Source organism: Promicromonospora sp. AC04 (assembly GCF_003058225.1).
Lineage (GTDB): Bacteria > Actinomycetota > Actinomycetes > Actinomycetales > Cellulomonadaceae > Promicromonospora.
Window position 1 is genome coordinate 654,648 of the sequence record NZ_QBUG01000002.1, and the last position, 19,022, is coordinate 673,669.

General features: G+C 71.4%; 21 protein-coding genes. 8 read left to right on the forward strand and 13 right to left on the reverse strand.

Going from position 1 to position 19,022, the window contains the following annotated elements; translation table 11 throughout:
* Positions 1–105 precede the first annotated feature (105 nt).
* Positions 106–501 carry a PLDc N-terminal domain-containing protein gene (locus C8K30_RS08425; RefSeq protein WP_233257052.1) on the forward strand — a complete coding sequence of 132 codons (396 nt, stop codon included), beginning with the start codon at positions 106–108 and terminating at the stop codon, positions 499–501.
* Positions 502–594: 93 nt separating this feature from the next.
* Here the strand turns inward: C8K30_RS08425 and ccsB are convergent, their stop codons facing one another.
* From ccsB to C8K30_RS08450, 5 genes are read right to left on the reverse strand one after another with little or no spacing between them, the layout of a single operon-like run.
* Entirely contained in the window at positions 595–1,590 is a 996-nt protein-coding gene (gene ccsB, locus C8K30_RS08430; RefSeq protein ID WP_108492415.1) for a c-type cytochrome biogenesis protein CcsB, read from the reverse strand.
* Positions 1,591–1,592: 2 nt separating this feature from the next.
* Positions 1,593–3,422, reverse strand: coding sequence for a cytochrome c biogenesis protein ResB (locus C8K30_RS08435; protein ID WP_233257053.1), 1,830 nt, complete (start codon positions 3,420–3,422; stop codon positions 1,593–1,595).
* The gene (locus C8K30_RS08440) at positions 3,422–4,225 is read right to left on the reverse strand and encodes a cytochrome c biogenesis CcdA family protein (RefSeq protein WP_108492416.1); all 804 of its coding nucleotides are present in this window, start codon (positions 4,223–4,225) and stop codon (positions 3,422–3,424) included. The genes C8K30_RS08435 and C8K30_RS08440 overlap by 1 nt, the downstream gene beginning before the upstream one ends.
* On the reverse strand, positions 4,225–4,821 hold the full coding sequence (locus C8K30_RS08445) for a TlpA disulfide reductase family protein (protein WP_108492417.1): 597 nt from the start codon (positions 4,819–4,821) through the stop codon (positions 4,225–4,227). Before C8K30_RS08445 ends, C8K30_RS08440 begins: the two co-directional genes overlap by 1 nt.
* Complete coding sequence (locus C8K30_RS08450) at positions 4,821–5,468, reverse strand: histidine phosphatase family protein (RefSeq protein ID WP_108492418.1); 648 nt, start codon at positions 5,466–5,468, stop codon at positions 4,821–4,823. The genes C8K30_RS08445 and C8K30_RS08450 overlap by 1 nt, the downstream gene beginning before the upstream one ends.
* A gap of 147 nt (positions 5,469–5,615) precedes the next feature.
* Between C8K30_RS08450 and aqpZ the strand changes: the two genes are divergently transcribed.
* The gene (gene aqpZ / locus C8K30_RS08455; RefSeq protein WP_233257054.1) at positions 5,616–6,365 is read left to right on the forward strand and encodes an aquaporin Z; all 750 of its coding nucleotides are present in this window, start codon (positions 5,616–5,618) and stop codon (positions 6,363–6,365) included.
* Between the two features lie 92 nt (positions 6,366–6,457).
* On the opposite strand, the gene C8K30_RS08460 is transcribed toward aqpZ, so the two are convergent.
* A complete protein-coding gene (locus C8K30_RS08460) occupies positions 6,458–6,970 on the reverse strand; it encodes a MarR family winged helix-turn-helix transcriptional regulator (RefSeq protein WP_108492590.1) in 513 nt (170 codons plus the stop codon).
* A gap of 168 nt (positions 6,971–7,138) precedes the next feature.
* Here C8K30_RS08460 and C8K30_RS08465 point away from each other — a divergent pair, with 168 nt between their 5' ends.
* A complete protein-coding gene (locus tag C8K30_RS08465; RefSeq protein ID WP_108492420.1) occupies positions 7,139–7,690 on the forward strand; it encodes a YceI family protein in 552 nt (183 codons plus the stop codon).
* Between the two features lie 214 nt (positions 7,691–7,904).
* Here the strand turns inward: C8K30_RS08465 and C8K30_RS08470 are convergent, their stop codons facing one another.
* Positions 7,905–8,498 carry a helix-turn-helix domain-containing protein gene (locus C8K30_RS08470; RefSeq protein ID WP_233257055.1) on the reverse strand — a complete coding sequence of 198 codons (594 nt, stop codon included), beginning with the start codon at positions 8,496–8,498 and terminating at the stop codon, positions 7,905–7,907.
* Between the two features lie 196 nt (positions 8,499–8,694).
* On the opposite strand from C8K30_RS08470, the gene C8K30_RS08475 reads away from it, so the two are divergent.
* Positions 8,695–10,314 (forward strand): NCS1 family nucleobase:cation symporter-1, encoded by a 1,620-nt coding sequence (locus C8K30_RS08475; protein WP_108492422.1) that lies wholly within the window; start codon positions 8,695–8,697, stop codon positions 10,312–10,314.
* Between the two features lie 3 nt (positions 10,315–10,317).
* A complete protein-coding gene (locus C8K30_RS08480) occupies positions 10,318–11,106 on the forward strand; it encodes an aspartate/glutamate racemase family protein (RefSeq protein ID WP_108492423.1) in 789 nt (262 codons plus the stop codon).
* A gap of 146 nt (positions 11,107–11,252) precedes the next feature.
* Here C8K30_RS08480 and C8K30_RS08485 read toward each other — a convergent pair whose 3' ends face one another.
* Genes C8K30_RS08485 through C8K30_RS08495 form a run of 3 tightly spaced genes read right to left on the reverse strand, consistent with a single transcriptional unit; the run spans position 11,253 to position 12,895 of the window.
* The gene (locus C8K30_RS08485; protein ID WP_108492424.1) at positions 11,253–11,900 is read right to left on the reverse strand and encodes a redox-sensing transcriptional repressor Rex; all 648 of its coding nucleotides are present in this window, start codon (positions 11,898–11,900) and stop codon (positions 11,253–11,255) included.
* Between the two features lie 60 nt (positions 11,901–11,960).
* Positions 11,961–12,209 (reverse strand): glutaredoxin family protein, encoded by a 249-nt coding sequence (locus tag C8K30_RS08490; protein ID WP_108492425.1) that lies wholly within the window; start codon positions 12,207–12,209, stop codon positions 11,961–11,963.
* Between the two features lie 14 nt (positions 12,210–12,223).
* Positions 12,224–12,895 (reverse strand): Pr6Pr family membrane protein, encoded by a 672-nt coding sequence (locus C8K30_RS08495; protein ID WP_108492426.1) that lies wholly within the window; start codon positions 12,893–12,895, stop codon positions 12,224–12,226.
* Positions 12,896–12,973: 78 nt separating this feature from the next.
* On the opposite strand from C8K30_RS08495, the gene C8K30_RS08500 reads away from it, so the two are divergent.
* On the forward strand, positions 12,974–13,768 hold the full coding sequence (locus C8K30_RS08500) for an HAD family phosphatase (protein ID WP_108492427.1): 795 nt from the start codon (positions 12,974–12,976) through the stop codon (positions 13,766–13,768).
* A 138-nt stretch (positions 13,769–13,906) separates the two neighbouring features.
* On the opposite strand, the gene C8K30_RS08505 is transcribed toward C8K30_RS08500, so the two are convergent.
* The 3 genes from C8K30_RS08505 to C8K30_RS08515 all read right to left on the reverse strand — a co-directional run bounded on the left by C8K30_RS08505 (position 13,907) and on the right by C8K30_RS08515 (position 16,315).
* On the reverse strand, positions 13,907–14,005 hold the full coding sequence (locus C8K30_RS08505) for a 30S ribosomal protein bS22 (RefSeq protein ID WP_003792170.1): 99 nt from the start codon (positions 14,003–14,005) through the stop codon (positions 13,907–13,909).
* Between the two features lie 230 nt (positions 14,006–14,235).
* Positions 14,236–14,904, reverse strand: a complete 669-nt coding sequence (locus C8K30_RS08510) for a TrkA family potassium uptake protein (RefSeq protein ID WP_108492428.1) — start codon at positions 14,902–14,904, stop codon at positions 14,236–14,238.
* Between the two features lie 10 nt (positions 14,905–14,914).
* Positions 14,915–16,315 carry a TrkH family potassium uptake protein gene (locus tag C8K30_RS08515; protein ID WP_108492429.1) on the reverse strand — a complete coding sequence of 467 codons (1,401 nt, stop codon included), beginning with the start codon at positions 16,313–16,315 and terminating at the stop codon, positions 14,915–14,917.
* A gap of 113 nt (positions 16,316–16,428) precedes the next feature.
* Here C8K30_RS08515 and C8K30_RS08520 point away from each other — a divergent pair, with 113 nt between their 5' ends.
* Together C8K30_RS08520 and C8K30_RS08525 are read left to right on the forward strand one after the other, a co-directional pair.
* Positions 16,429–17,604, forward strand: coding sequence for an acetoin utilization protein AcuC (locus tag C8K30_RS08520; RefSeq protein ID WP_108492430.1), 1,176 nt, complete (start codon positions 16,429–16,431; stop codon positions 17,602–17,604).
* Positions 17,605–17,663: 59 nt separating this feature from the next.
* On the forward strand, positions 17,664–18,965 hold the full coding sequence (locus C8K30_RS08525; RefSeq protein ID WP_108492431.1) for a phytase: 1,302 nt from the start codon (positions 17,664–17,666) through the stop codon (positions 18,963–18,965).
* Positions 18,966–19,022 lie beyond the last annotated feature (57 nt).

Below are 19,022 nucleotides of genomic sequence, written 5' to 3' on the forward strand. Positions count from 1 at the left end.
CTACCCATCGTAGGCCGGGCCTGGGTCACAGTCGGACGGCGGCAAGGGGGCGAACGTCACTCCGAAGCCTGACGCATCCCCGCCGACCGGCCGTAGGCTGGGCGCATGCCCCGCATACTCTTCATCTTGGTCGTCGTCGGACTCATGGTGTACGCCCTGGTCGACGTCTGGGGTTCGGAGGAGGACGAGCGTGGCGGCCTGCCCCGGTGGCTGTGGGTGCTCCTGATCGTGCTCCTGCCCCTGCTCGGCCCGATCTCGTGGATCGTCGTCCGGGTCACCGCCCGCCGGTCCGGCACGGGCCCCGGCCCGTCCTCGGGTCCCGGCACCGGCGGCAGCCGCCCGACGGTGCCCCCGCGGCCCGGCCCGCGTCGTCCCTCCGGCCCGGCCGCACCGGACGACGACCCCGAGTTCCTCTGGCTGCTGGAGCAGGACCGCCGCAAGCGCGAGCGCGAGGCCCGCGGCCGCCAGGACGCCAAGGACGACGACGCCGAGAACAACTGACTTCCGCGAGGTCCGCTTCGAGAACAACATCGGGCACCGATCCGAGCCGGATTCGGTGCCCGATGTTGTTCTCGAAGCGGACCTCTTACGGGCCTACAGACCCGAGTACGAGTGCTTCCCGTTGAAGATCAGGTTCACGCCCGTGAAGTTGAACAGCACGCACGCGTACCCGGCCACGACGAACCACGCGGCGCGCGTGCCGGACCAGCCACGCGTGGTGCGCGCGTGCAGGTAGGCGGCGTAGACCACCCACACGATGAAGCTCCAGACCTCCTTGGGGTCCCAGCCCCAGTAGCGACCCCAGGCGTCCTCGGCCCAGATGGCGCCGCCGATGAGCGTGAAGGTCCACAGCACGAACGCCACCGAGTTCAGCCGGAACGAGAGCGACTCCAGGGCGGCCGGCGCCGGCGTGTGGTCGAGCCAGCCCCAGTGCCTGCTGCCCAGCAGCGGCGAGCCGTTGTCCCGGCCGTCCCGCAGGAGCTGCAGAGCCGACGTCACGAACGCGACGGTGAAGATGCCCGTCGCGCAGATGGCGACGCCCACGTGGATCACGAGCCAGTACTTCTGCAGCGCGGGCTGCACGCCCATGGCCTCGATGAAGAACTTCTCCTGCGCCAGAACGAGGAACAGCACGCCGAGCCCGGTCACGAAGGCGCCGAGGAACCGCACGTCGCGCCGGGTGTTGACCCCGACGAAGACGGCGACGGCGACGAACGTGCCGACCAGCGTGAACTCGTACATGTTGGCCCACGGGGTGCGCCCCGCGGCGATACCGCGCAGCACGATCGCGACGAGCAGCAGCGCGGCGGCCAGCCACGTCACGGACATCCCGATCCCGGCGAGCTTGCGGCTCACCGGCCCGGCGACCGGGCCCGGCCCGGCGTCGTCGTCCGGGCCGTAGGGCGAGACCGGAGCGTCCACCGGAGCGTCGGCGCCGACGGCGACCCGCTCCCGGCTCCTGGCCGCGTCCCGCGCATCGACTTTCGCACCCGACAGGCGCGACAGGTCCACCGCGAACGCGATGAGTGCGACGGCGAGAGCCGTCGCGGCGCCCCAGACGAGCAGCACGCTCAGGTTTGCCAGCTCCATGTTCAGTCCTTTTCCGATCGGGTCTCGACAGGCTCGACCACCGATGTCTGCACAGGCTCGTCCTCCGCCGCGGCCTCGACCACCGCGGCGGGCCGGGTCTCCCCGCCGGATGCGACAACTCCCCCGGGCACCGCCGCGAGCGCGCGGTCGACCTCGGCCTGCAGGCCGGCGTCGTCCCCGCGGGCGAGCCCCGCGACCTCGACCACCGTAGCCCCGTCCTGGCCGACGTACGCGCGCGCCCAGACGCGGCGCCGCGGCGTGAAGAGCGAGACGGTGAGCCCCGCGAGCGCGAGCAGCGCGAAGACGAGGACGAAGGCGAGGGACGGGTCGTGCCGCAGGTCGAGGGCCACGTAGCGCGGCAGGTCCTCGCCGAGGGTCAGGGTGCCGAGCCCGTCCGGGAGCTCGACGGTCTCGCCGGGCCGCGCCAGCACCTTGATCCGCTCGCCGGACTCGTCGACGGCGGGGGTGAGCGACGCCGTGTCGAGCTCGTACACGTTCTGCGGGGAGCCGTCGTCGAGCCCCAGGTCGCCCGTGTACACCTCGAGCACGAGCAGCGGGTCGACGGGCTGCGGGAACGCCGAGCGGGCGGACCCGTCGGCGTTGACCTCCGCGGTCGGCAGGAAGTAGCCCACGAGCCCGATCTGGTCGAGCCCCGGGGACACGTCCGGCACCTTCACGACGCCGCGGGACGTGTACATCGTGTCCTCGGGGATGAAGGTCACGCGTCCGGAGAAGGCGACCTCGCCGTCGGCGTCGTGCACGGTGATCTCGGGCGCGAAGCCGTTGCCCTGCAGGTAGATCTTGGCGCCGTCCACGACGAGCGGGTGGTTCACCTTGATCGTCTCGGGCCGCTGCGCGCCGGAGGGCTCCGTCACCGTCACGTGCGCCGTGAAGTCCCGCGCCTGCGCGAAGGCGACGGTGTCACTCGCGAACTCCGACTCGAAGTTGTCGAGCGTCATCGAGAACGGCACCAGCGACTCGGGCCGGAACCACGAGCCCTTCTCGAAGGTGTCGTAGTCCACCACCGCGTTCGCGAAGCCGCGGCCCTCGGTGACTATCGCCTGGCCGCGGTAGTGCAGCAGCTGGCCCGTCGCGACGGACACGAGCAGGCCCACCAGGGCCAGGTGGAACACGAGGTTCCCGGTCTCGCGCAGGTAGCCGCGCTCGGCGCTCACGGTGGCCGACGCCGGCCGCGCGCCCCGGGCGGCCTCCTCACCCCGGTCCACGCGGAACATCGGCAGCCAGGAGATCTTCCCGCGCAGGCCGGCGGCGACGGCGTCGGCGGCCTCCTCCGGCGAGGCGTCGGTGGTCGCGGACGCCTTGGCCGGGAACCGGTTGAACCGGGACGGGACGCGCGGCGGGCGGCCGCGCAGCGCCCGGTAGTGGGCCATCGACCGCGGCAGGATGCAGCCCACCAGCGAAACGAACAGCAGGATGTAGATCGCGGAGAACCAGACCGACGAGTAGACGTCGAAGAACCCGGCCTTGTCGAGCCATTCCCCAGCGGTCGGGTGGTCGGCGAGGTACTCGATGACCCCGGCCGCGTCCTGGTTGCGCTGCGGCAGCACCGACCCGGGCACGGCCGCGACGGCGAGCAGCATCAGCAGCATGAGGGCCACGCGCATCGAGGTGAGCTGGCGCCACATCCAGCGCAGCGTCCCCACGAGGCCCAGCGCAGGCGCGTTGGGCCGGTCCGGCTTCTGCTTGCCTTCGGACGACGACGGCGCGCCGTTCGCCTGCTCGCCCGGCTCGCCCTGCGTGAACTCGTCCGCGATGCCCTCGGGGACGTAGGTGCCTTCCCTGCTGTCCCGGCTGCTGGTACGACCGGCCATCAGATCACCGTCTCGAATCCGCCGATCCAGAGCTGCATGGCCCCGGTGATCTGCGTCCACAGCCCGGTGACCAGCAGCAGCCCGACCAGGACCAGCAGCCCGCCGCCGATGCGCAGCGCCGCGAGGCGGTGCTTGCGCAGGAAGTCCAGCATGCGCTCCGAGCTCTGCAGCCCGAGGGCCACGAGCAGGAACGGCACGCCCAGGCCGATGCAGTACGCCACACCGAGCAGCGCGCCGCGGCCCGCGGAGGCCTCGTCGATCGCGAGCGCCTGCACGGCGCCGAGGGTCGGGCCGATGCACGGCGTCCAGCCCAGCCCGAACACGACGCCGAGCAGCGGGGCGCCCCACAGGCCCGCGCGCGGCGTCAGGTGGAACCGCGCCTCGCGCTGCAGGAACGGGACGGCCCCGAGGAACCCGAGGCCGAGCAGGATCACCACGGCGCCGAGCACGCGGATGATCACGTCCTCCCAGCGCACCAGGTAGGCGCCCAGGCCGCCGAACGCGGCGCCGAAGGAGACGAACACGACGGTGAAGCCGAGCACGAACAGCGCGACGCCGCCGACCACGCGGCCGCGGGCCGGCTTGGTCCGGGTGCTCACGATCCCGGGGGTGGTCCCCGCGGACGCCGCGGCCATGCTGCTCACGTACCCGACGTACCCGGGCACGAGCGGCAGCACGCACGGCGAGGCGAACGACACGAGGCCTGCCAGCACCGCCACGGGCACCGCCAGCAGCAGGGATCCACTGAACGCGGTGCTCGCGAGGCCGTCGCCGACGACGGTCGCGACCGTACCGGGAAGCATCAGGCGGCCTCCGCCAGGACCTCGTCGACCAGGGCTTCCAGGGTGGACCCCTCCACCTGGCCGATGACGCGCGCGGCCACGTAACCCTCCTGGTCCAGGACCACTGTGGACGGCACGGCCTGCAGCGGCACGACGCCGGACAGGCCGGCGATCACGACGCCGGTGCGGTCCTCGATGCTCGGGTACGGGATCTCGAAGGTGCGCTGGAACGCCTGGGCGGCACCGGCGTCGTCCTCGGTGTTGATACCGAGGAACCGCACGCCGTCCTTGTCGTTCGCGAGCGCCACCAGGTCGGGCGCCTCGGCGCGGCACGGGGCGCACGAGGCATACCAGGTGTTCACGACCACGACGTCGCCCGCCCAGTCGGCGGTGTCGATGTCCTTGCCCTCGAAGTCGGTGCCCGCGATGGACACCGGGCCCTTGCGCTCTCCGGCGTCGTACGTCTGCACGGACCCGTCACCGGAGACGTAACCCTGCCCGACGACGTCCGCCGCCCCCGACTCCGCCGGGGCGCACGCCGCGAGAGAGAAGACCAGGCCGAGCACGATACCGACGACGACCACCCACTGGACGACCTTGACGGTCTTGCCTCGCATCACGCGCCGGCAACCTTGCTGGCGCCGTCGTAGAGCTCCGCGGCCGGCTCCGTGTAGTGGAGGCCCACGAACCGGTCGTCCTCGAAGTGCAGGGACGTGAGGGACGCGAGGTTGCACTGCCGGTTGCGCGGGTCGTGCCAGAGCGTCCCGCCCTCGAACGACCTGCGGGTGAGCCAGATCGGGAGCTGGTGGCTGACCAGCACGATCTCGTGGCCCTCCGCGGCCCGGCGCGCGTCCTCGACGGCGCCGCGCATGCGCTCGACCTGTTCCGTGTACGGCTCGCCCCACGACGGGCGGAACGGGTTCCACATGTGCGGCCAGTTCCTCGGGTTCCTGAGCGCCCCTCCGCCACCGCCGGCGACGACCAGGCCCTCGAACCGGTTGCCTGCCTCGATGATGCGGTCGTCAGTGGCGAGCTCCAGGCCGAAGCCCTGCGCCACCGGGCCGGCCGTCTCCTGCGCGCGCTGCAGCGGGGAGGCCACCACGCGGGTCACGTCCCGGCCCGTGCTGGTGAGGTGGTCGGCGACGATCTTCGCCATCGCCTGGCCACGGTCGGACAGCCGGTAGCCGGGCAGCCGCCCGTACAGGACGCCGTCGGGGTTGTGCACCTCGCCATGACGCAGCAGGTGGACCGTCGTGGAAACCATGGCGCCCAGTCTCGCACCCGACCCTGGGTGCCAGTGACCTCCAGCCGGTGTGGATTACGTCATCTCGCGCCGATCCCCGGCCGCCGACCTACTGTCGGCAAGAAGTTTCGCCATGAAACCGTCCTACAGAAGCAAGGGAGTCTCAAGATGACGGAGACAGCATCACCTGCCATGTATGCACGCCTTGTCGCTGAGGCACTGGGTACGTTCGTGCTGGTGCTGGGCGGCTGTGGCACCGCCCTCCTGGCCGCCAACTTCCCCGATGCCGAGGTCAACACCCTCGGCGTGGGCTTCCTCGGCGTGGCCCTGGCCTTCGGCCTCACCGTCGTGGTCGGCGCGTTCGCCCTGGGCCCGATCTCGGGCGGCCACTTCAACCCGGCCGTGACCCTCGGCCTGGCCGCGGCCGGCCGGTTCTCGTGGGGCGACGTCGGCGGCTACATCGTGGCGCAGCTCGTGGGTGGTGTGGTCGCGTCGAGCGTGCTGGCGCTGGTCGTGTCCGGCGGGCCCGACGGCTTCTTCGACGCCGCGCGCGAGTCGGGCTTCGCCTCCAACGGGTTCGGCGAGCACTCGCCGGGCGGGTTCGGGCTGGGCTCGGCGATCGTCGTCGAGACCGTCCTGACCGCGGTGTTCCTCTTCGTCATCCTCGGCACGACGGCGCGGGTCGCCTCCCCCGGGTTCGCGCCCCTGGCGATCGGCCTGACGCTCACGCTGATCCACCTGATCTCGATCCCCGTCACCAACACCTCGGTGAACCCCGCTCGCTCGCTCGCGACCGCTGTCTACGGCGGCGGCTGGGCGATGGGGCAGCTGTGGGTGTTCATCGTGTTCCCGATCCTCGGCGCCCTGATCGCCGGGCTCGCGTACCGCCCGATGTTCGGCCGCGTGCTGACCGAGTAGGACCCGCTCCAGCCATGCCGCGCGACGTGCCGGACGTGCAGGTCACCCGGGTGACCTGCACGTCCGGCACGACTGCGTGGGTGCGCCGGGCGCTAGTCGCAGTGGGCCGTCAGGCCTTCCTCCGTGCCGCCCGAGATCTTCGAGGACTCGGCGACCTTGGCCATGATGCGGCCGAGCAGCTCGAACTCCTCCGGGTCCAACGCGTCCACCATGATCCGGCGCACTGCCGCGACGTGCCCGGGGGCCGCCGCCACGAGAACGGCGCGGCCGGCTTCGGTCATTGTGCAGTTCACCCCGCGCCGGTCGCCCTCCGCCGCGCGCCGCTCCACCAGCCCGCGCGCTTCCATGCGCGCGACCGTGTGCGTGAGCCGGCTGCGCGACAGCACCAGGCCGTCCGCGAGCGTCGACATCCGCATCGTGAGCTCGGGCGCCTCCGAGAGCTGTACCAGCAGGCTGTACTCGCCGAGGGACAGGTCGAGCGTCCGGTCGTGCACGGCGCCGAGCGCCTCCACGAACCGCGCCGTGCCCTCGAGATAGTGCCGCCAGGAGCCCTGTTGCTCCTCGGTCAGCCAGAGGTCGTTCTCCTCGATAGTCTCCGCTGCCACTTCGCCCACCGCCTTCGTGCTCGCCGAGCCGCCACAGGGGCGTCCGCCGCAACGCCTCGGGCACCCCTTGGGAATACGTTACGGGACCCGTTATGTTGGACGTCAATGGATCTAGTTGATCCCTCAACTATCCGCCCAAATCGCCGCACCCCACAAGGAGTCCCCCTCATGGCCACCCCGCTCCCCGCCGGCCTCACCACCGGCGCCTACGACATCGACCCCTCCCACACCGCAGCTTCCTTCTCCGTCCGCCACGCCGGGATCGCGAAGGTGCGCGGCAGCATCTCCGTCACCTCGGGCACCATCACGGTCGGCGAGGACCTGGAGTCGTCGAGCGTCACGGCCGAGCTGGACGCGGCCTCGGTCAGCACGGGCGACGCCGGTCGTGACGGCCACCTGAAGAGCGCCGACTTCTGGCACGCCGACGAGAAGCCGACCTGGTCCTTCGCGTCCACCGGCATCCGGACCGACGGCGACGACTACGTCATCTCGGGCGACCTCACGATCAACGGCATCACCAAGGGCGTCGAGCTCGAGACCGAGTTCACCGGCACCGCCAAGGACCCGTTCGGCAACGACCGCGCCGGCTTCGAGGCCAACCTCGAGGTCAACCGCAAGGACTTCGGCCTCACGTGGAACGCCACGCTGGAGACCGGCGGCTTCCTGGTGGGCGACAAGGTCAAGATCACGCTGGACGTCAGCGCCATCGCCAAGGGCTGATCCGCCCACACCCAGCTCAGCCCTCTCCACCTGGTCGTTCAGCCCCACCCGGCCGACGACGCGAGGCGAGGACCGAGCGAAGCAGCAGAGCGCCTGTGTATCTGTGCGCCGCCGTAAAACCGTAGCGGAGGGCCCCTGGGGCCCGTGAGCGAGGCGGCGCACAGATACACAGGCGCTCTGCTGCGCCCCGACCCGGCGAGCGCCGCCCAGCAGCTCACGGGTGCACGATCAACCAAGTAGCTACAGCCGGCCGCACACCCGCGTTCCGGATACGGTGCGGCACCGAGCACGGGTAGCTGATCGAGTCGCCGGCCGCCAGCACGACCTCGTCGTCGGCCAGCTCGACGGTGAGCTCGCCCGAGACGACGTTGCCGATCTCGTAGCCCTCGTGCTTGAACAGGGCGGCATCGCCCAGCGTGGCCGTGGCGCCCGGCGGGTAGATGGACTCGAAGAAGTCGAGGCCCAGCGTGGGGTTCGGCGAGAGCCGCCGGAAGGTGACCCCGCCGTCGAGCGTCACGGGTGACGCCTCCCACGCCCGGGTGACCGCGATGCCCGCGTGCTCCAGCTCCGCGGCGCCGCCGCGCGGCCCGGCAGTGGCGTCCGGCGGCTCGAAGACGTCGGACAGCGACACCCCGAGCGCGTCGGTGATGGCGAGCAGGCGCACCACCGACGGGCGCATCACGTCGCGCTCGATCTGCGACACGGCGCTCGCCGAGATGCCGAGCGTCGCGGCGAGGCTGCGCGCGGAGACACCTCGCGCTTCACGGAGAGCGCGCAGTCGGGCGCCCAGCGGCGGTTCGGAAGACACCGCCGCATCGTACGAGTGCGCCGGGCCTGCGCGCGCCCCCGGGCCGTCGCGACACACCGGCGACATGCGCCGTAACATGCGTGAAGTCATTACTGAACATGAGCCTTACCACCTGGTTACGCGCGGGAAACCGGGCGTCGGCCGTTAACCCATAACTTCATGGGGACCACGGACCCCCACCCGGAAGGCACGGCTCATGACCGAGAACACGGAGGTGTCGGCCTCCGCGGCCGCCGCGCCCGACAACCCGCCCAGCACGCTCCCCGCCGGCGAGCAGGACCTGGTGGAGGCCGCCGGGCACCCGGTGGGCTCCGGCAACGTCAAGCCGTCCTACGACCCCCGGCTCGCCAACGAGGACCTCGCCCCGCTGCGGGAGCAGAAGTGGTCGGCGTACAACATCTTCGCCTTCTGGATGTCCGACGTGCACAGCGTCGGCGGCTACGTCACCGCCGGCAGCCTCTTCGCGCTCGGCATCGCGAGCTGGCAGGTGCTCCTGGCCCTGCTGGTCGGCATCGTCATCGTGCAGGTGTTCACCAACCTGGTCGCCAAGCCCAGCCAGAGCACCGGCGTGCCCTTCCCGGTGATCAACCGCGCGGTCTTCGGCGTCAAGGGCGCGAACATCCCGGCGATCATCCGCGGCCTCATCGCGGTGGCCTGGTACGGCGTGCAGACGTTTCTCGCCGCCGAGTCGCTGAACATCGTGTTCCTCAAGTTCATCCCCGCCAGCGCGGCGCTCGTCGAGCCGACCTTCCTCGGGCTGAGCGCCCTGGGCTGGATCTCGTATGCCGTGCTCTGGTGCGCGCAGGCCGCGCTGTTCTGGAACGGCATGGAGACGATCCGCAGGTTCATCGACTGGGCCGGCCCCGCCGTCTACGTGGTGATGATCGCGCTGGCGGTCTACCTCGTCTCGCAGGCCGGCTTGTCCAACATCAGCCTGAGCCTCGCGGAGGGTGAGCCGCTGACCGGCTGGGCCTCGGTGGGCGTGTTCTGCACGGCGGTCGCGATCGTCGTGTCCTACTTCTCGGGCCCGATGCTCAACTTCGGCGACTTCGCTCGGTACGGGCGCTCGTTCAAGGCGGTCAAGCGCGGCAACCTGCTGGGACTGCCGGTCAACTTCCTGTTCTTCTCGCTCCTGACGGTGATCACGGCGTCGGCCACGGTGCCGGTGTTCGGCGAGCTGATCACCGACCCCATCCACACCGTGGAGCGCATCGACACCCCGTTCGCGATCCTGCTCGGCGGCCTCACGTTCGTCACGGCGACGGTGGGCATCAACATCGTCGCGAACTTCATCTCCCCCGCGTTCGACTTCTCCAACGTGGCCCCGCAGAAGATCAGCTGGCGCATGGGCGGCATGATCGCCGCCGTCGGCTCCGTGCTCCTGCTGCCCTGGAACTGGTACGACGACGCCGACGCGATCCACTACACGCTCGGCGTGCTGGGCGCCCTGATCGGGCCGCTGTTCGGCATCCTCATCGCCGGCTACTACGTCGCTGCCAAGCAGCGGGTGCTCGTCGACGACATGTTCACCATGTCGCCCGAGGGCGCCTACTGGTACACGAACGGCTACAACCGCAACGGCGTGCTCGCGGTCTTCCTGGCGGGTGTGCCCACGGTGCTCCTGGGCGTGGCGCCCAAGCTGATCGCCGACCTCGGGTACTTCGACATCTCCTGGATCGGCAACTACACCTGGTTCATCGGGTGCGGCCTCGGCTTCGTCGCCTTCTGGTGGCTGGAGCGGCTCAGCCCGCAGATCCCGTCCTTCGACGGCGTCACCGCGGGTGTGGCCGACGGCGCCGCGGGCACCACGGCCTGATCGGTGCGGATCCACCTCATCAACCCCAACACCTCCCGGGCGATGACCGACAAGATAGCGGTCACCGCCCGGGAGGTGGCGGGTCCCGACGTCTCGATCGCCGCCACCTGCCCGGCGCCGGGAGCGGGGCCCGCCGCCGTCGAGAGCCACACCGACGAGGCGTGGGCCGCACTCGTGGTGGCGCAGCAGGTCGCGGCCGCAGAGGCAGCGGCCTCGCCGTACGACGGCGGTGCGCCCGGCGTCGGCCCAGCGCCCGACGTCGGCCCAGCGAACGACGTCAGCCCCGCGGACGGCTACGTCGTCGCGTGCTTCGGCGACCCCGGCCTCGACGCGGCGCGGGAGCTGACCACGGCCCCGGTCGTCGGGATCGCCGAGGCCGCCATGCACGTCGCCACCCTGTCCGGCCGCACGTTCGCCGTGGTCACCACGCTGTCGCGCACCCTGGGCCGCGCGCACGACCTGGTACGGCGCTACGGCTTCGAGGACGCCTGCGTCGCCATGTACGCCGCGGACGTCCCGGTCCTCGACCTGGAGGACGCCGGCTCAGCCGCCAGGGAACGGATCGCCGAGCTCTGCGAGCGCGCGGTCCGCGACGACGGCGCCGATACCGTGGTCCTCGGCTGCGCCGGCATGACCGACCTCTGCGCGGACCTCACCAAGCGCACGGGGGTACCGGTGATCGACGGCGTCGCGGCCGCCGTCGGCCTGGTGTCGGGCATGGCGCGGATGGGCGCGGGAACGAGCAAGCACGACGAGTACGCCCCACCGCCCCGCCCCCCGGGGAGCGGCTGACGCGTGAGGCGGACGCCGGAGCGTTACACCACGACGTCGGCACTTTGCTGGGCTCCCGCGCCGAGGTCGGCACTTCGCATCGAGATCGGTTCAGCGCTGGACCGATCTCGATGCCAACTGCCGACTTCGAGAGGTGTCGCGCAGAGTCAGAGCGCCGCAGCCCGCGTCGCCGCGTGGAAGGCCAGGATCTGCAGCTCGCCGCCGACGTCGACCGACCGCACCACCACGTCGTCGGGCACCTGGAGCGCGATCGGCGCGAAGTTGAGGATCTCGCGGACGCCCGCGCCGACCACGGCGTCGGCCACGTCCTGGGCCACGTGGCCCGGCAGCGCGAGGATCACCATCGTCACGCGGTCGCGACTGATGACGTCGGCCACCGCGCGGACGTGCTCGACGGTCACACCGGCCACGCGCGTCCCCACGACGTCGGCGGACGCGTCGAGCAGCGCAACCACCTGAAAGCCGCGCGTCGCGTACCCGGAGTAGTTCGCGAGGGCGTGCCCGAGGTTGCCGATGCCGACAATCGCCAGCCGGTGCTCCGTCTCGAGCCCGAGGGCGACCGTGATGTACGAGGCGAGCGACTCGACGTCGTACCCGACGCCGCGCGTGCCGAACGAACCCAGGTACGAGAGGTCCTTGCGCAGCTGCGCCGAGCTCACGCCCGACCGCTCGGCGAGCTCCGTCGAGGAGGTGAGGTCCACCCCCTCGGCCGCGAGGTCGCGCAGGGCGCGCAAATAGTAGGGCAGCCTCCCCACGGTTGCCGCCGGGACTGTCCCGTCACTGAGTTCGACCACGTGCTGCTCCCCTCCCCGCAACCACTGTGTTGCGGGCGTACGCACACACTGCCGGGACGATCATGCCAGCAGGCGGGCCAGGCGCGCACCGTCCACGCGCCAGAAACCTTGCTGGACCCCGTCCACCTCGAGCACGGGGACGTATTCCCCGTACTTCTCCCGCAGCGCGGGCGCGCTGTCGATGTCGACCTCGCGCCACTGAGCCCCCGCACTCTCGCACACCTGCACGACGACGGCACGCGCGTCCTCGCACAGGTGGCACGCCTCGCGGGTGTACAGGACGACGCGGGCTTCGGCAGGAGCTGTCACGCCCCGAGGTTACGTCACACGCGGGGCGCCGGACGGCCCGTGTCCGGAAGCCGTCCGTCCGCCCACTGCACCCCCCAGGCGAGCACCAGGAAGACGACCGCGACGATCGCCGAGTTGGTGATCGCACCGGCGTAGCCGAGCGCGTTCACGTCGAGGAACGGGTACGGGTACCAGCCAGTGGCGGCGCCGCGGACGAACGTGTAGACGAGCCACACGATCGGGTAGACGACCGACCACCACACGGTCTGCGCGGTCACGCGCGGCCGCGGCCCCACCCACAGCCAGACCACGACGGCGAACAGCGGCGCCAGGACGTGCAGCATCGAGTTCGACACCACCCCGGCCCCGGTCAGCTCAACGAGGCCGCGCAGCATGGTGTTGTAGACGATCCCGGTGACAGCGATGCACAGCAGGGCGTCCAGGCGCAGCACGCGGAAGACCGGCCCGTCCCGGCGCGGATCCATCGCGAGCGCCAGCGACACCCCGCCGATCAGCAGGTTCGACTGGATGGTGAAGAAGCTGAAGAGCCGCACCATGCGTTCGGCGTGCGTCGGGGCGAGCCCGGGGCCGCCGGTGATCGCGACGACGAGCTCGATAGCGAAGCCGCCGAGCGCGAGCACGGCGACCAGCAGATGGAGAAATCGTGCGAGGCGGGCTCGCTCCGGTGTCCTGATCTCGTGCGTCACTCCCCGGTTCTACCAGCCGTTCCGCGCGGGTGCCCGGCGAGGACTTGCGCGGTGCGGCACGCGGATAGAGTGACCTCCATGCCGTCGACGCACCCCTCGTCCGCCACCGCGGCGTTCTTCGACGTCGACAACACGATCATCCGCGGTGCGAGCGCCTTTCACCTGGCCAAGTCCGCGTACCAGCGCAAGTTCTTCGGTACGCGGGACATCCTCAGGTTCGCCATGGTCCAGGCGCGCTACCTGCTCTGGGGCGAGAACAAGGAGCAGATCGACCTGGTGCGCAACCGTGCCCTGTCGCTCATCGCGGGCCGCAGCGTGGCCGAGATCGCCACCCTCGGCGAGGAGGTGTGGGACGCCGTCCTGTCCCTGCGGATCTACCCCGGCACGCGCCGGCTGCTCGACGAGCACATCGCCGCCGGGCACCAGGTCTGGCTCATCACCGCCACGCCGGTGGAGATAGCGCAGCTCATCGCAAGGCGGCTGGGCGCAACGGGTGCGCTCGGCACCATCGCGGAGCACAAGGACGGGTTCTACACCGGCCGGCTCAAGGGCGACCTCATGCACGGCCAGGCCAAGGCGGACGCCATCGTCGAGCTCGCGAACGTCAACGAGATCGACCTCGAGGAGAGCTACGCGTACGGCGACTCGCTGAACGACCTGCCGATGATGCGGGTGGTGGGCCACCCCTGCCCGATCAACCCCGACCTGCGGCTGCGCCGGCACGCGCAGGAGGTGGGCTGGCCCATCCGCGAGTTCCGCGGGCGGTCGCAGCGCGTGGCGGGGCGCGGGGTGCGCACCGCGTCATGGGCGGGCGCCGCGTGGGTGCTCGGTCTGGTGCTGCGGGCTGCGCGCCGTCGGCTGCGCGGGCAATAGTTCCGGACGGCGCTCCCGCCGTCTGCCGGAGGCTCGACAGCAACCCTCGGTAGCCGACCGAGGCGACCGTCCACGCACGAAGAAGGCCCGGCCCCAACGGGGCCGGGCCTGCTCGTCACGCGCCCGACGGCGCGCGCGTCACTTCTTGTTGCGGCGCTGGTGGCGCGTCTTACGAAGCAGCTTGCGGTGCTTCTTCTTCGCCATACGCTTGCGGCGCTTCTTGATGACGGAGCCCATAGGTCCTCGCAATGTTCGATCGGTCGGCGGCAGCCCGACGACGGGCCGCTCAGCGAAATGGTCCACGGTTGGTCCGGGACAGTGACGCCAGAGTGACGATGGCCGACCAACACGAAAGGGAGTCCGCACCCTAGGCTACCTGCTCTGCCGCGCGCCCCGTAATCGACGGGGGTGTGAGGTTGCACCGACCGGTCCCGGGCGGACTGGTCACGCCGCCGCGGACGCGCTGATCACGGCCGCGCCGCGAACCGTTCGAGCAGCTCGGCGTGGCCCGAGCAGACGAGCAGGTCGTTGGCGGAGACCCGCGTCTCCGGCGTCGCGTAGACGAAGTCCACGCCGGGCGACTTCACCCCGATCACGGTGATGCCGTACCGCTTGCGGATGTTCGACTGCGCCAGCGTGAAACCCTGCGCCTCCTTGGGCGGGCGCATCTTCACGATGGTGAAGCCGTCCTCGACCTCGATGTAGTCGAGCAGCTTGCCGCTCACGAGGTGAGCCACGCGCGAACCGGCGTCGGCCTCCGGGAAGACGACGTGGTGGGCGCCGATGCGGGTCAGGATGCGACCGTGCTCCGCGGAGATCGCCTTGGCCCAGATCTGCGGCGTACTGAGGTCCACCAGGTTGCCCGTGATCAGCACGGACGCTTCGAGCGACGAGCCGACGCCGACGACCGCGACGCCGAAGTCCTTCGCGCCGAGCTGCTCCAGCGCGTCCGGGTTGGACGCGTCGGCCTCCACCAGCGGCAGCCGCCCGGACCACTGGGCCACCAGGACGGGGTCCTGCTCGACGGCGAGCACGTCCTGGCCCAGCCGGTCCAGGGTCGCGCCGATCGACGACCCGAACCGGCCCAGGCCGATCACCAGCACACCCGCGTCCCGCTCGGGCTTCTTCTCCGGCACGGCATTCCTCTCAGCCAATGATTGGGCGTTCCTCGGGGAAGCGTACGATGCGTCGCCGGTCGCGCAGCGCCAGCACCGCCACGACGGTCACCGCACCGGTGCGCCCCACGAACATCAGGACGGCGAGCACGTACTTCCCGGCGTCCGGCAGGCCGGGAGTGATCCCCGTGGACAGTCCGACGGTCGCGAACGCCGACAGGACCTCGAACAGCACCTGGGACAGGGGGAGGCCGGTGACCTCCAGCAGCGCCACGCACGAGACCAGCACGATGCTCGCCCCCGTGAACACCACGGCGATGGACAGCCGCAGCACGTCCCGCGGGATGCGACGGCCGAACGCCTCGATGTCCCGGTCACCACGCGCCTCGGCGAAGATCGCGAGCAGCATGACGGCGAGCGTCGTCACCTTGATGCCGCCGGCGGTCGACGCCGAGCCACCACCCACGAACATCAGGGCGTCCTGGATGAGCCAGCTCGACTCGGTCATGGCCCCGACGTCGACGGTGCTGAACCCGCCGGAGCGCGGCATGATCCCGGCGAAGGCGGCCGCCAGCAGCTTTTCCCCGAAGCTCATGGGTCCGAACGTCTCGGAGTTGGTCCATTCCAGGATCAGGATCAGCAGCGCACCCACCACGAACAGCGCGCCACTGGTCACGAGCGTGAGCTTGCTGTGCAGCGAGAGCTTCTTGGTCCAGCGGCTCCAGCGCTGTCCCGGCCGGGGCAGCGCCCGCTGGATGTTGAGGATGACGGGGAACCCGAGGGCGCCGACGAACACGCCGAGCGCGATGGGCAGCAGGAGCGTCCAGTCCCCGACGTGCGGCATGAGGCCCTCGGTGGTGGGCACGAAACCCGCGTTGTTGAACGCGGAGATCCCGTAGAACAGCGAGTGCCAGGCCGCCGTGCCCACGTTGCCCTCGAGCACGAGGAACCGCGGAAAGAGCAGCAGGGCGATCGACAGCTCGAGCGTGGTCGCGGTGACGATGATGACCCGGACCAGCGACCCGACGTCGCCCAGCCGGCTCGTCTTGGTCTCCGACGCGGTGAGCAGCCTCTGCGTCAGCCCGATCTTGCGCGACACGATCATGCCCAGGAGCGAGGCGACGGTCATGATCCCGAAGCCGCCCACCTTGATGCCCGTGAGGATGACGATCTGCCCGTACAGGGACCAGTAGGTCGCCGTGTCCTGCACCACGAGCCCCGTGACGCACACGGCGGAGACCGCGGTGAACAGTGCGTCGACGAACGTCGCGCCCTCGCCGTCGGCGGTCGCGAACGGCACCGCCAGGAGCGCCGCGAACAGCCCCACCACGCAGGCGAAGACCGTGACCGCCAGTCGCGCCGGGGCCCGGAAGGCGAGCTCGTCGACCAGCTCCCGGATCCCGAACAGCCGGTGCCGCAAGCTCGGCGCCATCCGACCCGCTCCCTCCCCCTGCATCCCGACGATCGACGCCCTACTCTGCCACGCCGCCGGGCGGGTACCGGACAGAAACTCTTGCGGTGGCGCCTGTCCGTTACCGTGGGCGGGTGCACCTCGCCCGGCTGGTCTGGAGTCCGCGCCTGCTCGAGTACGACTTCGGACCCGGGCACCCCATGTCGCCCGCCCGCCTCGATCTCACGATGCGGCTCATCGAGGCGCTCGGCCTGCTCGACCAGCCGACGCTCGAGGTGGCCGACGCCGAGCCGGCCACCGACGCCGTCATCGAGACCGTGCACGACGCCGAGTACGTGGCCGCCGTCCGGCATGCCGGGACCACGCTGGAGCCGGACCTGGCGCGCGGCCTGGGCACCGACGACGACCCCCTCTTCCTGGGGATGCACGAGGCCGCGGCCCGCCAGCTCGGCGGGTCCGTGGAGCTGGCCGAGGCCGTGTGGGCAGGCGAGATCGCGCACGGCGTGAACGTCGCGGGCGGCATGCACCACGCGATGCCGGGCGCGGCGTCGGGCTTCTGCGTCTACAACGACGCGGCAGCCGCCATCCGGCGCCTGCTGGACCTGGGCGCGGAGCGGGTCGCCTACCTGGACTTCGACGCCCACCACGGCGACGGCGTCGAGGCCATCTTCTGGGACGACCCGCGCGTCCTCACGATCTCGATCCACGAGGACGGCCGCACCCTGTTTCCGGGCACGGGGTCCTCGGCCGACGTCGGCAGCCCCGGTCCCGCCGAGGGCACCGCCGTCAACATCCCGGTCCCGGCGCGCACCTCGGGCGCGGCCTGGCTGCGGGCGATCGACGCCGTCGTGCCCGCGCTGGTCCGGGAGCACCGCCCGCAGGCGATCGTCTCCCAGCACGGCTGCGACGCCCACGGGCGCGACCCGCTCTCGAACCTGAACGTCTCGGTGGACGCGCAGTGCACCGCGCAGCAGTGGACGCACGCGCTCGCGCACGAGCACGCCGACGGCCGCTGGCTCGCCCTGGGCGGTGGCGGCTACGCCGTGTCCGACGTCGTCCCGCTCGCCTGGGCGGCGCTCGTCGCGGAGGCCGCGCACGTGCCCCTGGAACGCGGGGCCGAGCTGCCCGCCACGTGGCGTACCGCGGTCGAGGCCCTGGACCTGGCGGCCGCGCGCACGCTGGGCTCAGCCGAGGTGCCTTACCGCAGCTGGCGCGACGGCTACGACCCCGCCGACAGCCTGGACCGCGCGGTCCAGGCGACCCGCCGCGCCGTCTTCCCCCTGTGGGGCCTGGACCCCCTCCACGACTGACTCCGTTTGTTCTGACCCGCGTCATCCGGGCTTCACCCCGCTGCGGGAGCCTCGGGCTCATGCGACGTCGCCTCGCCGCCCTGCCGGCCGCCCTGCTGCTCCTGTCCATGCTCGCGCCGACTTCGGCCGTCGCCGGGGACGGCGGCGGGCCGCGCCCCACGGCCACCGTCACCACCTCGGTGGAGACGGCCCCGCTGTACGACGACGAGGCCGGCGGCAACGCGTCCGGCGACGACCCCGCGATCTGGGTGCACCCCGACGACTCGGAGCGCTCGATCGTCGTCGCGACGGCCAAGGAAGGGGGCCTGCGGGTCTACGACGTTGCCGCGACCGAGCTGCAGTTGGTCGCGGCAACGCCGGCCCCGCGCGCGGACGGCGTCCCGGGCCGGTACAACAACGTGGACATCGCGTACGGCCTGGACGTGGACGGCCGGGCCACCGACGTCGCCGTCGTCTCGGACCGGTACAACGACCAGATCCGCTTCTTCGCGATCGACCCCGCCGGGGCCGACGCCGCCGCACCCCTCACCGAGATCACCGCGCCCGAGCTGGGGTTCCTGTTCAGCCCGGACCGCGAGACCGTCGACTCGGAGCAGACGGCGTACGGCCTCGCCGTCTACCAGCCCCGCGACGGCGAGACGTACGCCGTGGTGACGCAGGAGGGCAGCACCACCATCGCAACGGCGCGCATCACCACCGGCCCGGACGGCGTCGGCTACACCGACGTCGAGCGCCTGGAGATGCCGGGCGAGTTCCGCCTGCCCGACGGCACCACCTGGGTGCCCTGCGAGGAGCCCGGCGTGGGCCCGCAGCTGGAGGGCGTGGCCGTCGACCGCCGCACCGGCACGCTGTACGCGACGCAGGAGGACGTCGGCCTGTGGCGGGTGCCGCTGCCGCTGGGCTCCGGCAGGCCGCGCCTGGTCGACCGGGTCAAGGACTTCGGCGTGCACGACGCCTACGACCCCGAGACCGAGGAGTGCGCCCCGGTGGACCCGGAGGCTCCATCGTACGGGGGCACGAACCTGACCGCCGACGCCGAGGGTGTCGACATCTGGTACGGCCCCGGCCGCAAGGGCTACGTGATCGTGTCCAGCCAGGGTGACGACACCTACGGCGTCTACGCCCTGACCGGTCGCAACCGCTCGCTCGGCATCTTCAGGGTGGCGGGCGACGGCGTGGACGACGTCAACGGCTCGGACGGCCTCGCGGTCTCCAACGCGCCCGTCGGCCCGTACGAGTCCGGGCTGCTGGTCACGCACGACGAGCCCGAGACCGGCCCCGACGTCGACCCGGACCGCGACGCCACGGGCTTCTCGTACGTGCACTGGGGCGACGTCGCCGAGGCGCTACGCCTGCGCTGACCCCCTTTTGTCGTGGGCGCGATCGTTGCGCCTGGAACGGGCACGTAGTCGCAACGG